General features: G+C 73.4%; 15 protein-coding genes. 3 read left to right on the top strand and 12 right to left on the bottom strand.

Translation table 11 applies throughout. The features are described 5' to 3' along the window. Positions 1-9 precede the first annotated feature (9 nt). Both CHF15_RS10480 and CHF15_RS10475 read left to right on the top strand, forming a co-directional pair. On the top strand, positions 10-330 hold the full coding sequence (locus tag CHF15_RS10480) for an L-rhamnose mutarotase (RefSeq protein WP_089223398.1): 321 nt from the start codon (positions 10-12) through the stop codon (positions 328-330). Positions 331-530: 200 nt separating this feature from the next. Continuing rightward, positions 531-1,556 (top strand): LacI family DNA-binding transcriptional regulator, encoded by a 1,026-nt coding sequence (locus CHF15_RS10475; protein WP_089223397.1) that lies wholly within the window; start codon positions 531-533, stop codon positions 1,554-1,556. Between the two features lie 70 nt (positions 1,557-1,626). Here the strand turns inward: CHF15_RS10475 and CHF15_RS10470 are convergent, their stop codons facing one another. The 7 genes from CHF15_RS10470 to CHF15_RS46685 all read right to left on the bottom strand — a co-directional run bounded on the left by CHF15_RS10470 (position 1,627) and on the right by CHF15_RS46685 (position 7,535). Then, the gene (locus CHF15_RS10470) at positions 1,627-2,727 is read right to left on the bottom strand and encodes an NAD(P)-binding domain-containing protein (RefSeq protein WP_410169629.1); all 1,101 of its coding nucleotides are present in this window, start codon (positions 2,725-2,727) and stop codon (positions 1,627-1,629) included. Between the two features lie 20 nt (positions 2,728-2,747). Next, positions 2,748-3,203, bottom strand: a complete 456-nt coding sequence (locus CHF15_RS44810) for a glycoside hydrolase family 3 N-terminal domain-containing protein (RefSeq protein ID WP_089223395.1) — start codon at positions 3,201-3,203, stop codon at positions 2,748-2,750. A gap of 127 nt (positions 3,204-3,330) precedes the next feature. Continuing rightward, positions 3,331-4,539, bottom strand: a complete 1,209-nt coding sequence (locus CHF15_RS10460) for an LLM class flavin-dependent oxidoreductase (protein WP_089223394.1) — start codon at positions 4,537-4,539, stop codon at positions 3,331-3,333. An 11-nt stretch (positions 4,540-4,550) separates the two neighbouring features. Continuing rightward, positions 4,551-5,582, bottom strand: coding sequence for an ABC transporter substrate-binding protein (locus CHF15_RS10455; protein ID WP_089223393.1), 1,032 nt, complete (start codon positions 5,580-5,582; stop codon positions 4,551-4,553). Positions 5,583-5,613: 31 nt separating this feature from the next. After that, complete coding sequence (locus tag CHF15_RS10450; RefSeq protein ID WP_089223392.1) at positions 5,614-6,384, bottom strand: ABC transporter ATP-binding protein; 771 nt, start codon at positions 6,382-6,384, stop codon at positions 5,614-5,616. Beyond that, positions 6,357-7,262: an ABC transporter permease gene (locus CHF15_RS10445; RefSeq protein WP_089223391.1), complete on the bottom strand. Its 906-nt coding sequence runs from the start codon at positions 7,260-7,262 to the stop codon at positions 6,357-6,359. The genes CHF15_RS10450 and CHF15_RS10445 overlap by 28 nt, the downstream gene beginning before the upstream one ends. Positions 7,263-7,451: 189 nt before the next feature. Then, positions 7,452-7,535: a putative leader peptide gene (locus CHF15_RS46685; protein ID WP_354795648.1), complete on the bottom strand. Its 84-nt coding sequence runs from the start codon at positions 7,533-7,535 to the stop codon at positions 7,452-7,454. 132 nt (positions 7,536-7,667) lie between these two features. On the opposite strand from CHF15_RS46685, the gene CHF15_RS10440 reads away from it, so the two are divergent. Next, positions 7,668-8,090 (top strand): secondary thiamine-phosphate synthase enzyme YjbQ, encoded by a 423-nt coding sequence (locus CHF15_RS10440; protein ID WP_089223390.1) that lies wholly within the window; start codon positions 7,668-7,670, stop codon positions 8,088-8,090. A gap of 26 nt (positions 8,091-8,116) precedes the next feature. Here CHF15_RS10440 and CHF15_RS10435 read toward each other — a convergent pair whose 3' ends face one another. From CHF15_RS10435 to CHF15_RS10415, 5 genes are all read right to left on the bottom strand, one after another. Then, complete coding sequence (locus CHF15_RS10435; RefSeq protein ID WP_089223389.1) at positions 8,117-8,788, bottom strand: HAD family hydrolase; 672 nt, start codon at positions 8,786-8,788, stop codon at positions 8,117-8,119. Between the two features lie 24 nt (positions 8,789-8,812). Then, positions 8,813-9,301: an Lrp/AsnC family transcriptional regulator gene (locus CHF15_RS10430; RefSeq protein WP_018562340.1), complete on the bottom strand. Its 489-nt coding sequence runs from the start codon at positions 9,299-9,301 to the stop codon at positions 8,813-8,815. A gap of 84 nt (positions 9,302-9,385) precedes the next feature. Further along, positions 9,386-11,593 (bottom strand): xanthine dehydrogenase family protein molybdopterin-binding subunit, encoded by a 2,208-nt coding sequence (locus tag CHF15_RS10425; protein WP_089223388.1) that lies wholly within the window; start codon positions 11,591-11,593, stop codon positions 9,386-9,388. After that, positions 11,590-12,579 carry an FAD binding domain-containing protein gene (locus CHF15_RS10420; RefSeq protein WP_089223387.1) on the bottom strand — a complete coding sequence of 330 codons (990 nt, stop codon included), beginning with the start codon at positions 12,577-12,579 and terminating at the stop codon, positions 11,590-11,592. Before CHF15_RS10420 ends, CHF15_RS10425 begins: the two co-directional genes overlap by 4 nt. After that, entirely contained in the window at positions 12,566-13,093 is a 528-nt protein-coding gene (locus CHF15_RS10415; protein WP_089223386.1) for a (2Fe-2S)-binding protein, read from the bottom strand. Before CHF15_RS10415 ends, CHF15_RS10420 begins: the two co-directional genes overlap by 14 nt. Positions 13,094-13,375 lie beyond the last annotated feature (282 nt).

Genomic DNA, 13,375 nt, shown 5'->3' with positions numbered 1-13,375 from the left:
GGGCCGACCGTGCAGCGCGTCTGTTTCCTGTTGAAGGTCCGGAAGGACCGGCTCGCCGAGTACCGCGAGCGCCACGCCGCCGTCTGGCCCGAGATGCTGGACGCGCTCTCCGCCACCGGCTGGCACAACTACTCGCTCTTCCTCCGCGAGGACGGTCTGCTCGTCGGCTACCTGGAGACCGAGGACTTCAAGGCGGCCCAGGAGGCGATGGCGGCGACCGATGTCAACGCCCGCTGGCAGGCGGAGATGGCCGACTTCTTCGAGGCGCTGGACGGGACCCGGCCGGACGAGGCCATGCGCCCCCTCACCGAGGTCTTCCACCTGGCGTGACGGCGCACGGCCGCGTTCCGCGCCGGCGGTCCGCCCCGTCCCGGAGGCCGCTGTTCCGCCCCGGAGCCCACCGTTCCGCTCCACCACCGCCGTTCGGCCACCCGGACACAGTGGGCCCCGACGCCGTCACGAATGCGTAGCATGAACCCGCGGCCTGCGGCGGGCCGGCGGCAGGAGGTAGGGCGGAGCTCGTGACACGCATGGTGGGGATCAAGGACGTCGCCCGGCAGGCGGGTGTTTCGGTCGGCACGGTGTCGAACGTGATCAACCGGCCCGACATGGTCTCCGAGGACACGCGTGCCCGCGTGCTGTCGGTCATCGAGCAACTCGGCTATGTGCGCAGTGAGTCCGCCCGGCAGCTGAGGGCGGGCCGCAGCAGGATCATCGCGCTGCTCGTGCTCGACATGGCCAACCCCTTCTTCGTGGACGTCGCCTCGGGGGCCGAGCGGGCCGCCCGGGAGACCGGGCTCGGGGTGATGCTCTGCAACAGCGGCGAGAGCCCCTCGGAGGAGGCCGACTACCTCGGGCTCTTCGCCGAGCAGCGGGTGCGCGGCGTCCTGGTGACGCCCGCGGACACCAGCGGCCGGAACATCGTGTCCTTCCGGCGGCACGGCATCCCCTTCGTCTTCGTCGACCGCGTCGTGCCGAGTGCCGAGGCCTGCTCGGTGTCCGTGGACGACATCGAGGGCGGCCGCCTCGCGGTCGACCACCTCATCGAGCGCGGTCACGAGCGCATCGTCTACGTCAGCGGTCCGATGCACCTCGCCCAGTGCCAGGACCGGCGCGCCGGCGCCCTGGACGCGCTCGCCGCAGCAGGGCTCCCCGCCGAGTCCCTGGCGCACATCGAGGCCGAGCGGCTCGACGTCCCCTCCGGACGCGACGCCGGCGCCCGCCTGCTGGGGATGGCCAACCGCCCGACCGCCGTCTTCTGCGCCAACGACCTGCTCGCGCTGGGCGTGCTCCAGGCGCTGTACGCCGCGGGCATCGCGGTGCCCGAGGAGATCGCGCTGGTCGGCTACGACGACATCGAGTTCGCGGCGGCCGCGGCGGTGCCGCTCACCTCCGTACGGCAGCCCGCGTACCGGATGGGCCGCGCGGCGGCGGACCTGCTCATCGAGGAGACCGGGGACGCGGCCGAGGAGCACGAGCACCGGCGCATCGTCTTCCAGCCCGAACTCGTCGTCCGGGCCTCCACCCTCGGCAAGAGCGGCCGCGCCGTCCGCTGAGCCCTCCGGGTCCGCCCCGCCGCCTTCCCGGTACGCGTGCCAGGGTTCCGAGCGTTGGGGACGGATGCCGTCAGCCGGCCGCGGCCACGGCCTCCGGCTCCCGGGTCCCGTCGCGTCCCCGCAGGTGGGCGCGGATCTCGCGGACCGCGCTGCGGCCGGCCCGGTTCGCGCCGATCGTGCTTGCGGAGGGGCCGTAGCCGATGAGGTGTATCCGGGGGTCGGCGGCGACGCGGGTGAGCCCCTCCAGGCGGATGCCGCCGCCGGAGCCGCGCAGGTGCAGCGGGGCGAGGTGGTCGAGGGCCGCGCGGAAGCCGGTGGCCCACAGGATGACGTCGGCGGTGACATGGCGGCCGTCCGCCCAGCTCACGCCGTCCTCGGTGATCAGGTCGAACATGGGGAGGCGTTCGAGGATGCCGCGCTCACGGGCGCGTTGCATCGCCTCGGTCATGGGGAGCCCCGTCACGCTGACGACGCTCTGGGGCGGCAGACCCCGCTTGACGCGCTCCTCGACCAGCGCGACCGCGGCCCGGCCCTGCTCCTCCCCGAAGGGGCCGCTGTGATAGACGGGAGGCCGCCGGGTGACCCAGGTCGTCGCGGCCGCGCCGCCCGGCTCGTGGAGCTCCATCAGCAGCTGGACGGCGGAGGTGCCGCCGCCGACGACGATCACGTGCTTCCCGGCGAACTCCTCGCGCCCGCGGTAGCCCGCGGTGTGCAGCTGGCGGCCTCGGAAGGCCTCCTGGCCCGGGTAGCGCGGCACGAAGGGCCGGTCCCAGGTCCCGGTGGCGTTGATCAGCGTGCGGGCCGCCCAGGTGCCGGCGTCGGACTCGACCAGCAGCCGGCCCTCCGGGCCCTCACGGACCGTGGAGACGTCGACCGGGCGGTGCACGCGCAGGTCGAAGGTGCGCTCGTAGCGGTCGAAGTACTCGGCGACGACCTCGGCGGACGGCCGGTCGGGGTCGGCCCCCTCCAGTTCCATGCCGGGCAGCGAGTGCACCCCGTGCGCCCTGCCGTACGTCAGCGTCGGCCAGCGGTACTGCCAGGCGCCGCCGGGGCCGGGGGAGTGGTCGAGGACGACGAAGTCCTCGTCGGGCCGCATCCCCGCCCTTCGCAGGAAGTACGCGCCGGACAGTCCGGCCTGCCCGGCCCCGATGACGGCGACGTCCACATCCACATGGTTCACGTTTCCACCAACTACGCGCGTCCGCGGAAGCTTCCCGCGGACACCTCGCGGCGCAGCCGGGCCACCCGCGCGGCGGCCTCCTCCAGACGGGACAGCGGCAGGTCGCCGTCGGCGACCGCCCTGGTGGCGGCGGTGCGGATGGCCTCCCGGACGCCCGTGCCGCAGCCGGGACCGAGCTGGAGCAGGTCCACACCCGAGAGCCAGGCGAGGACGGCCGCGCCCGGTACGCCCCAGCCCTCCACGACCTCGTCGGTGTCGAGCGGTTCGCTGATCACGACCGCGCCGTCGCCGAACTCGTCCCGCAGCAGTTCCGTGACCGCGGGCCCGCTGAGCGCGGCGGGGACGCCGATGGTGACCGCCCCGGCCCGTTCCAGGCCGCGCCGGAGCCATTCCGGCGGTCTGCGGGTCCGGCCGACGGGCAGCAGGCAGGCGTCGACCAGCGCGGCGACGCGGTGCGGTGCGTACACGTGGAGTCCCCCTCTGGCGCTCGGGCGGGCGCTGCCGACCCTATCCCGAGGGGCGGCAAGTGGTCCAGACCAATCGGGGGGGGCGGCCGCACGGATCAGGACAGCCGCCCCCGTCGTGCGGCGCCGGTCAGCGGCCCCCGGAGAGCAGCAGCGGCGCCCCGCCCGGCGCGGACGCCGGACGGCCGTTCGCCGCGGGGACGCCCGCGAGCGGCGCCGTCGGCACCCTCTCGAGCAGCCCCCGTGCGGCCAGTTCGGGCATGACGCCCTCACCGAACCAGTACGCCTCCTCCAGGTGCGGGTAGCCCGACAGCACGAAGTGGTCGATCCCCAGGGCGTGGTACTCCTCGATCCGGTCGGCGACCTCCGCGTGGCTGCCGACCAGCGCCGTGCCGGCCCCGCCGCGCACCAGGCCCACCCCGGCCCACAGATTCGGCGAGATCTCGAGCCCGTCCCGCGAGCCGCCGTGCAGGGCCAGCATCCGCTGCTGGCCCACCGACTCGCTGCGCCCGAGCGCCTCCTGCGCGGCGGTGACGGTGTCCTCGTCGAGGTCGTCCAGCAGCCGTTCCGCCGTGGCCCATGCCTCCTTGGCGGAGTCGCGGGAGATCACGTGCAGACGGATGCCGAAACGTACGGTGCGCCCTTCCGCCTCGGCCAGACCGCGGATCCAGTCGGTCTTCGCCCTGACCTGCGCCGGCGGCTCGCCCCAGGTCAGGTAGACGTCCGCGTGCCGGGCGGCGACGGGCCCGGCCGCCGGTGACGAACCCCCGAAGAAGATCTGCGGTACGGGGTCGGGCGGCAGCGCGGTCAGTCCGCCCTCGACCCGGTAGTGCTCGCCGTCGAAGTCGAAGGGCCGCCCGCCCCATACCCCGCGTACCACGGAGAGGAACTCGTCGGTGCGCGCGTAGCGGGCGTCGTGGTCCAGGTGGTCGCCGAAGCGGCGCTGTTCGACGGAGTCCCCGCCGGTGACGACGTTGAGCAGCAGCCGGCCCCGGGTGATCCGCTGGTAGGTCGCCGCCATCTGCGCGGCCAGGACCGGAGAGACGACCCCCGGCCGGAACGCGACCAGGAACTTCAGCCGCTCGGTGTGCTGCGACAGCGCGACCGTGGTCAGCCACGCGTCCTCGCACCAGGTGCCGGTGGGCGTCAGAACGGCTTCGAAACCCAGCCCGTCCGCGGCCCGGGCGATCTGCGCCAGGTAGTCGACGTCGGGCGCGCGCACCCCGGAGACCGGCGTGACGCGTGAGCGCTTCACGCCGCCGTCGGTGTAGGCGTGACGGTCCACCAGGGTGCGGCCGTCGCCGCCGGTGGGCAGGAACCAGTGCAGGTGAACGGACATGTGCGGCCCTCTCAGCGGGTGCGTGCGGCGGTGGTGGAGGCGGGCAGGCCGGCGTTGAAGCGCCGGTCGACGAAGGCGGCGAATTCCACGTGCCGCGGGATGAGTCCGAGCTCCTCGAAGGTGTCGGCGATCTCCTGCTCGGAGGCGACGGCGGCGTCGTCCACGGCCACCGAGACACGGGTGCCGTTGGTGCGCTCCACCGCGTCCAGCGCCACCTCGTACGGCAGGCCGGTCTCCTCGGCCCACACCTTCGCCCACTGCTCCGGGTGTTCGGCGACCCACCCCTGGGCACGCCGCAGCCGCTCCAGGTAGTCGCCTATGGCGGCCGACTTCGCCTTGTCGGCGAGTGCACCCGGTGCGGCGACCTGGAAGGCGAGCCCATTGACGCGCCCGGTGCCGGTCGTCAGGACGCGCGCGCCGTTGTTGCGCAGCACCTGGGAGGTGTATGGGTCCCAGATCGCCCAGGCGTCGACCTTGCCACCGCTGAAAGCGGCGAGCGCGTCGGCGGGCTGCAGATAACTGACGTCGACGTCCTCGAGCGACAGTCCGGCGGAGTGCAGCGAGGTGATCAGCTGGTAGTGCGCGGAACTGCCCTGGGCGACGGCGATCCGCCTGCCCTTCAGGTCGGCGAGCCGCTTCAGCGCCGAGTCCCCGGGCACCACGACGGCCTCGCCCTCGGAGGAGCCGTGCGAGGCCGCCACGACCGTGATCTTCGATCCGGAGCCGGCGGCGAAGACCGGCGGGGTGTTGCCCACCCCGCCGATGTCCACGGCTTTGGCGTTCACCGCCTCCAGCAGGGGTGGTCCGGAGGTGAAGGTCGACCACTTGATGCGGTACGTGAGGTCGTCGAGTTCGCCCGCGGCCCTCAGGACGGCCTCGGAACCGCCCTTCTGGTCTCCGACGTTCAAGGTGACCGCGCCCTTGCCGTCGGTGCCGTCGCCGGTGCCGCCCACGGAGGTGTCGGCGGTGGAGACACCGCAGGCGGCGAGCAGGAGGATGAGCGGGAGCAGCAGGGCGGGGGCGATGCGCCGGGTGGGGTTCATGGTGGTCCGTCGTCCTTCTCGTGAGGGCGGGTCAGGCCGTTTCGGCCGACGCCGGGGTGTCGACGCCGAGTTCGGCCAGCAGCCGGGAGCGCAGGGCGGTGAGGCGGGGGTCGCCGGCGTCGCGGGGACGGGGCAGTGCGACCGGGGTGTCGTGGGCGATGACCCCGTCCCGCATGACCAGGGCACGGTCGGCCAGGAGCAGGGCCTCGTCCACGTCGTGCGTGACGAGCAGGACCGCGCAGCCGCGGCGCTGCCACAGCTCGGCGACGAGGCGCTGCGCCTTGATGCGGGTCAGCGCGTCGAGCGCGCCGAAGGGCTCGTCGAGCAGCAGCAGATCGGGCTCGCGGACCAGCGCCCGGGCGAGCGAGGCGCGCTGGGCCTCACCGCCCGACAGCGTCTTCGGCCAGGCGCCGGACCGCTCCCGCAGCCCGACCTCCTCCAGTGCGGCCTCCGCGATGGCCCGCCCGGGCCGTCCGGGCAGTCCGAGCAGGACGTTGCGCCACACCCGCTTCCACGGCATGAGCCGCGGAGCCTGGAAGGCGACCGCACGTCTTTCCGGTACCAGTACGGTGCCCGCGATCTCCCGGTCGAGCCCGGCGAGGACGCGCAGCAGCGTGCTCTTGCCGCAGCCGCTGCGGCCGAGCAGCGCGGTGAACTCGCCGGGCCGCAGCGTCAGGTCGAGGCCGTCGATGACGGGCCTGCCGCCGAAGGCACGGGTCAGCCCCGCCACGCGTACGGCCGCGGGACCGCCCGCGGCGGGCGGGACGTCGTGGCTCACCGGCCGGTGAAGTTCGGTCGCCATTGCAGCAGCAGCCTTTCGAGAGCGCGGACGACGATGTCGGCGGTGAGGCCGAGGAAGGCGTAGACGACGAGGCAGACCACGATCACGTCGGTCCTCAGGAAGTCCCGCGCCTGGGTCATCAGGAAGCCGATCCCGTCGGAGGCGTTGATCTGCTCCCCGAAGACCAGGGCGAGCCACGCGGTCGCCAGCGAGTAGCGCAGCCCCGTCATCGCGCCGGGCAGCGCGCCCGGCAGGACGACGTGCCGGACCAGCGCCCGGCGCGACAGCCCGAGCGAGGCGCCCGCCTCGATCAGTTGCTCGTCGACGCCGCGGATCCCCGCGTAGACGTTGAGGTAGAGGTGGAAGGCGACGCCGAGCGCGATGAGGGTCACCTTCGGGGCCTCGCCGATCCCGAGCCAGATGATGAACAGCGGGATCAGACCGACGAACGGCACCGCGCGCAGCATCTGCACGCTCGCGTCGACCAGGTCCTCGCCCAGGCGGGACAGCCCGGACAGCAGTGCCAGCGTGATGCCGGCCGCGCCGCCGAGGAGCAGGCCGAACACCACACGCTGCAGCGACACCGCCATGGCGGAGGGCAGTTGACCGCTCGACACGAGGTCGGCAGCCGTGCCGGCGATGGTTCCCGGCGAGGCCAGCACCTCGGGCCGCAGCACACCCGTCGCGCTGAGCAGCTGCCACGCCGCGAGCAGCAGCAGCGGCCCCGTGGTGCGCCGCAGCCAGCGGGGGAGCGGACGGCGGCGGGCCGAGACCGGGACCACGGGCCGCAGTTCCGGGGCGATAGCGGTGGGGACGGCGGAAGGGACGGCGGAAGGGACGTCCGGTGGGACGTCAGCCGATACAGGGGATATGTCCGGTGGGGCTTTGCTGATGCTCATGAGAAGGCTCCACATGGGGGAGGCGGCGAGCGGGCACGCACGCCCGTCCGTACGCGCGACCGGTCAGGCGCAGGCGCGGGCGCGGGCGCTACGACTCGTCACAGGAACGCGTACGGGGGCGGTGCGGGAAGGGCGCGTCAAGACGCGGAAGGCACGCGGCGGAAAGGCGTGCGCAAAGGTGGGGAAGCGTCAGCAGCCGCGGCGACAGGCGGCGGAGGCCACCCGCAGCAGGTCGATGTGACCGCGCGTGGTGAGCAGAACGGGACGCGACATGCCGACGACGGTAGCCAGGCCGTCCAGATGGCGTCAACGGCGTCTCGGCCCTCGGAACGCCCTTGAACGCCCTGGGAACGCCCGCGGCCACCCGGGAACGCGCGGGGCCGCGGCGTGGGCCACCATGGTCACATGGCCGACGCTTTCTCCACCCGCACCATCGACGTCACCACCGGCAGCCGGGAGACGGCTCACGATCTGACCGGCGCCTGCGCCGACTTCCTCGACGACGTCTCCCACGGACGCGACGGGCTGCTCAATGTGTTCGTCCCGCACGCCACCGCCGGGATCGCCGTCATCGAGACCGGGGCGGGCAGCGACGACGACCTGCTGGCGGCGCTCCACGACCTGCTCCCCGCCGACGACCGCTGGCGCCACCGCCACGGCAGCCCCGGTCACGGCCGCGACCATGTGCTGCCCGCCCTCGTCCCGCCGCACGCCACGCTCCCCGTGGTGGGCGGCCGGCTCGAACTCGGCACCTGGCAGTCCGTCGTCCTGGTCGACACCAACCGCGACAACCCCCGGCGCCAGGTGCGGCTGAGCTTCCTGGGATGACCGCGCCAGGCCCGCGCGTCAGGCCGTCAGGCCGTCAGCCACTCCATGACCGCCCGGGCGTCGAAGGCGCTCTGCCCGCCGCGCACCAGCAGACCGGCCGTCGCGAAGGCGGGGTCGTCGGCCTGCACGGCCAGGTACGGGACGGCGACGCACCGCATGCCCGCCCGGTGCGCGGCCTCCGCGCCGGGCGGCGCGTCCTCGACGACCACGCAGTCCGCCGGGTCCGCGTCGAGCCGGGCCGCCGCCTCCAGGAAGACGTCCGGGGCGGGCTTGCCGCGCTCTACCTCCTCCGCCGAGACCACCGTCGTCAGCAGGGCGTCCAGCCCGGTGCCGGCCAGCACCGCCCGGATCGCCTCCCGGGAGGAGCCCGAGGCCACCGCCATGGGGTGCCCGGCCTTCGCCAGCAGCTCGACGAACGCCCGCATCCGCGGGAACACCTCGGTGGCGCCGCGGGCCAGCTCCAGGTAGAGCCGGTTCTTGCCGTCCAGCAGCTCCTGGACGGACGCCGACAGGGCGTACTCTTCGCGCAGGGCCTCCAGCGTCTCCTTGGTGCCGATGCCGATGAAGCGCCGGTGCCGCTCCCAGGTGAAGTCGTCCACGCCGTGCTCGGCCAGCAGCCGGCGGCCCGCCTCGAAGTAGTTGGGCTCGCTGTCCACGAGGGTGCCGTCGAGGTCGAATATCACCGCGGGGAGCGTCATGCCCCCAGCATGCCAACCCGGCCGTCACGGCGTGCGCCCGGCCGCCGCGTCGCGGCCGACCTCCCGCACCAGCGGCAGCATCCGCTGCGGGACCCGCTCGCGCAGCGCGACCTCGGTGCGGGTGCGCACCACGCCCGGCACCTGGACCAGACGCTGGATCACGTCCTCCAGGTGCGCGGCGTCCCGGGCGACCACCCGGGTGAGCAGGTCCCCGCCGCCGGTGATCGAGAACGCCTCGATGATCTCCGGCACGGCGGCCAGGGCCCGGCCCGTGGCGTCCAGATGGCCCTGGGTTACCTCCAGGTGGACGAAGGCCAGCACCCGGTACCCCAGGGCCTCCGGCGAGAGCCGCGGGCCGTACCCGGTGATCACCCCGTCCCGGTCCAGCCGGTCCAGCCGCGCCTGCAGGGTCCCGCGCGCCACCCCCAGGATGCGGGCGTACTCGCGGACGCTGGTGCGCGGCTGTTCCAGCAGCAGCGCCAGGATCCGGGCGTCCAGCTCGTCGGCGGGCACGGGGCGCGGCCTCCTCGGGGTGCGGGGGCGGTGGCGCGGTGGGCAGGGCCCGACGCTGCCGGCGGCCCGTGCGCCGCGCGCCGCTCAGAGCAGGTTGTCGATGGTGATCGGCAGGTCGCGGATGCGCTTTCCGGTGGCGTGGTACACGGCGTTGGCGATGGCGGGTGCGATGCCGACCAGGCCGACCTCGCCGACGCCCTTCGTGCCGGTCGGCGTGCCGCGGTCGGGTTCACCGACGAAGATCACGTCCAGCTCCGGGATGTCGGCGTTCACGGCGACGAGGTAGTCGCCGAACGTCCCGTTGGCGATGCGGCCGGTGCGCGGGTCGGTGACCGTGTCCTCGAACAGGGCCATGCCGATCCCGCCGACCGTCCCGCCGATGATCTGGCTCCTGGCCGTCTTCTCGTTGAGGATGCGGCCGCCGTCGATCGCGGACACCACCCGGGCGACCCGGACGATGCCGAGGTCCGCGTCGACCCGCACCTCCACGAACTTCGCGCCGTAGGCCCCGGCCGGGGACATGCCGATCTCCGCCGGGTCCGGCGGTCTGCTGCTCCCGGTCGCCGTGAGCTGCGCCAGCCCGTGCCGGGCCAGGATGTCGGCGTACGACTCCCCGCGGTCCGGACGGCCGGCGAGGTGGACCCGGCCGCCGGAGACCTCCACGTCCTCGGGGGAGGCGCCCAGCAGCGGCGAGTCGGCGTCCCCGCGGGCGAGGTCGGCGAACAGCCCCACGAGCCTGCGGCAGGCGTCGTGCACGGCGTTGCCGAGCGCACCGGTCAGGCCGGAGCCGCCCGCCATCATCGAGTCGGGCATGTCGGAGTCGCCGAGGTCGAAGCGGACCTTGTCCAGGGGCAGGCCCAGTTCCTCGGCGGACAGCTGCGCCATCACGGTGTACGTGCCCGTGCCGATGTCGGTCGCCGCGCTGCGCACGAACGCGCTCCCGTCGCGGTTGACGGTGGCCTCGGCCATGCACGGCGTCGCGAAGTACGGGAACATCGCGCTCGCCATGCCGTAGCCCACAAGCCAGTTCCCGTCGCGCATCGACCGCGGCTCCGGGCTCCGGTCGGCCCAGCCGAAACGCCGCGCGCCGACCTCGTAGCACTCCAGGAGCGCCTTGCCCGACCAGGGCAGCCCGTTGCGCGGGTCGACCTCGGTGTGGTTGCGGATCCGCAGCTCCAGCGGGTCCATGCGCAGGGTGTACGCCAGCTCGTCCAGGGCCGACTCCAGCGCGAAGGAGCCCTGCGCCTCCGCGGGGGCGCGCATCGACGTCGGCACGGCGATGTTGAGCTTGGCCTGCTGGTCCCGGGTGATCACATTGGGGCACTGGTAGGCGAAGGCGGTCCCGTGGGAGAACGGCTCGTAGTCGTTGTCCTCCATGCTCAGCGAGCTGAGGCTGCGGTGGTCGAGGGCGACCAGTCCGCCGTCCCGCGAGGCGCCCACGCTGAGCCACTGCACCCCGCTGGGCCGGTGCCCGACGGAGGTGAACATCTGCGGCCGGGTCAGCACGAGCTTCACCGGGCGCTTGGTCGTCCGGGCGGCCATCGCGGTGAGGATGACGTGCGGCCACGCCCGCAGCCCGGCGCCGAAGCCGCCGCCCACGTAGGGCACCAGCACCCGCACCGAGCTCTCGGGGATGCCGAAGACCATGGCGAGGGTGGTGCGCACCATCGACGGCCACTGGCTGGTGTCGTGGACGGTGAGGGTGTCCTCCTCCCACGCCGCCAGGGTGGCGAACAGCCCGAGCGGGTTGTTGGTGTTGTCCGCCGTGAAGTACGTGCCGCGCACGATGACGTCGGCGGCCTCCAGGGCGGCGGAGACGTCGCCGCGCGAGTGGTCCATCTTCCACGGGTCCACCAGGTGCTGCGCCCTCGGGTCCTGGAGGTCCAGCAGCGGCTCGGCGGCCTCGTACTCGGCGTGCACCAGCCGTGCCGCAGCCGCGGCCTGTTCGGGTGTCTCGGCCACCACGAAGGCGATGTGCTGCCCGTGGTGCATGACCCGGTCGTTGCGCAGCGGGGCGGGCGGCGCCTCGCCGAGTACCGTGGTGGGGCCGGTCCCGACCTGCGGGGCGTTCTCGTGGGTGAGCACCGAGATCACGCCGGGGGAGCGCTCCGCCTCCTCGGTGTCCATGCGGATGATCCGGCCCGCGGAGACGGTGCTCTGCACCAGGGCGCCGTAAGCCTGGCCGGGGACGCTGAAGTCCATCGGATAGGGCGCGGTGCCGGTGACCTTGCGCGGTCCGTCGACCCGGTTGACGCCCGCACCGACCAGCGGCCTGCTCTCGACCGTGCTCATGCCGTCACTCCTGACACTGTCTGCAGTTCGCGGACGAGGGTCCGGCGGGCCAGCGGCACCTTGAACGCCGTGCCCGGGACGGTCCACGCGTCGCGCATCGTCGCCTCGGACGCGTCCTGGAACGTGGCCGACGTCGCGGGAGCGCCGGTCAGCACGTGCTCGGCCTCGTACGCCCGCCACGGCTTCGAGCCCACCCCGCCCAGCCCGACCCGGGCCTGACGGATCGTGCCGTCCTCCACGACCAGCACCACGGCGGCCGAGGTCAGCGCGAACTCGTACGACACCCGGTCCCGGACCTTGAGGTAACCCGACCGGGCGGACGGCGGCGGGAGCGGGATCTCGACCTCGGTGATCAGCTCGGCGTGCTCCAGGACGTTCTCCCGCTCGGGGCTCTCGTCGGCCGTCACGTAGAACTCCGTGAGCGGGACGGTGCGCCGCCCGGACAGCCCCTGGATGTGCACGACCGCGTCCAGCGCCACGAGCGCGACGGCGAGGTCGGAGGCGTGCAGCGCGATGCAGTTCTCGTTCACGCCGAGCACGGCGTGCATCCTGGCGGCGCCCTGCACCGCGGCGCAGCCCGTGCCCGGCGCGCGCTTGTTGCACTCGAGGACCGCCGGGTCGCGGAAGTAGCGGCAGCGGGTGCGCTGCAGCAGGTTGCCGCCGATGGTGGCCATGTTCCGCAGTTGCACCGACGCGCCGAGCAGGAGGGCCTCGCGCACCACCGGCAGCCGCTCGGCGACCGTGGAGTCGGCGGCCAGCTCCTCCATCGTGGCCAGCGCCCCCACGTGGAGGGACTCGCCGCGCCGCTCGATGCCGTGCAAGGGGAGCCGGGTGATGTCGATCAGCGTCGGCGGCTCGAGGACCCCGTCCTTCATCAGGTCCAGCTGGGTCGTGCCGCCCGCGAGGCACGACGCCGACGGGTCCTCCGCCAGCATCCGCACGACCTCCTGGGTGTCGGTGGCCCGTACGTACTCAAAGGTGCGCATCGTAACCTCCCCCGGACGCCGCCTCGCGAACGGCGGCCACGATGTTGGGATAGGCGCCGCAGCGGCACAGGTTGCCGCTCATGAACTCCCGGATCTCCTCGTCGGAGCCGGCCCGGCCCTCGGCCATCAGCGCCACCGCGGACATGATCTGCCCGGGGGTGCAGAAACCGCACTGGAAGCCGTCGTGGTCCATGAAGGCCCGCTGCACCGGGTGCGGTCCCTCCGTGCCGGCGACACCCTCGATGGTGGTGATGGCCCGGCCCTCGGCCTGGGCGGCCAGTGTCAGGCAGGCCAGCACTCTCCTGCCGTCGAGATGGACCGTGCACGCGCCGCAGGCTCCCTGGTCGCAGCCCTTCTTGGTGCCCGTCAGGCCCAGCCGGTCCCGCAGTGCGTCGAGCAGCGTGACCCGGGTGTCCAGGCGCAGGGTGTACGACCGGCCGTTGACGTCGAGTGTCACGACCCTCTCGGTGGTTCCGGGACGGTCCACGTCCCGCTCGCTCGCCACGTCCCTCATCGCGTCCTCCTCCGGACGGGTCGGATACGACTCGAGCCCCTCCTGGGGCGGATCCGGTGAGTTGGTTCGTCAGGCGCCGTTAAAGGCGGGATCGACTTTTCGCGTCAATACGTCCGCCTTTCTACTCAATATACGCCGAATGGGCGTTTCGGCATGGGCCAGTGGTCCGGCCCCGCCCCGGCCGTGCGACCGGGGGGTGGGCCAATGGCGCAGTGGATCCGCGTTCGCTTGAGCCATGGGCACCGGGGATGTTTACCTGGGGGCGACGATGGCGTTGCGGGA

This window comes from Actinacidiphila glaucinigra, from assembly GCF_900188405.1.
In the GTDB taxonomy this organism is placed as follows: Bacteria; Actinomycetota; Actinomycetes; order Streptomycetales; family Streptomycetaceae; genus Actinacidiphila; species Actinacidiphila glaucinigra.
This window is presented reverse-complemented; position numbering and strand designations above follow the sequence as displayed.

Coding starts and splice junctions, on each gene's coding strand:
- CHF15_RS10415 (WP_089223386.1), bottom strand. CDS start 13,093: ATGAGGGACGTGGCGAGCGAGCGGGACGTGGACCGTCCCGGAACCACC.
- CHF15_RS10455 (WP_089223393.1), bottom strand. CDS start 5,582: ATGAACCCCACCCGGCGCATCGCCCCCGCCCTGCTGCTCCCGCTCATC.
- CHF15_RS10475 (WP_089223397.1), top strand. CDS start 531: ATGGTGGGGATCAAGGACGTCGCCCGGCAGGCGGGTGTTTCGGTCGGC.
- CHF15_RS10440 (WP_089223390.1), top strand. CDS start 7,668: ATGGCCGACGCTTTCTCCACCCGCACCATCGACGTCACCACCGGCAGC.
- CHF15_RS10450 (WP_089223392.1), bottom strand. CDS start 6,384: ATGGCGACCGAACTTCACCGGCCGGTGAGCCACGACGTCCCGCCCGCC.
- CHF15_RS10425 (WP_089223388.1), bottom strand. CDS start 11,593: ATGAGCACGGTCGAGAGCAGGCCGCTGGTCGGTGCGGGCGTCAACCGG.
- CHF15_RS10460 (WP_089223394.1), bottom strand. CDS start 4,539: ATGTCCGTTCACCTGCACTGGTTCCTGCCCACCGGCGGCGACGGCCGC.
- CHF15_RS10435 (WP_089223389.1), bottom strand. CDS start 8,788: ATGACGCTCCCCGCGGTGATATTCGACCTCGACGGCACCCTCGTGGAC.
- CHF15_RS10445 (WP_089223391.1), bottom strand. CDS start 7,262: ATGAGCATCAGCAAAGCCCCACCGGACATATCCCCTGTATCGGCTGAC.
- CHF15_RS46685 (WP_354795648.1), bottom strand. CDS start 7,535: ATGTCGCGTCCCGTTCTGCTCACCACGCGCGGTCACATCGACCTGCTG.
- CHF15_RS10420 (WP_089223387.1), bottom strand. CDS start 12,579: ATGCGCACCTTTGAGTACGTACGGGCCACCGACACCCAGGAGGTCGTG.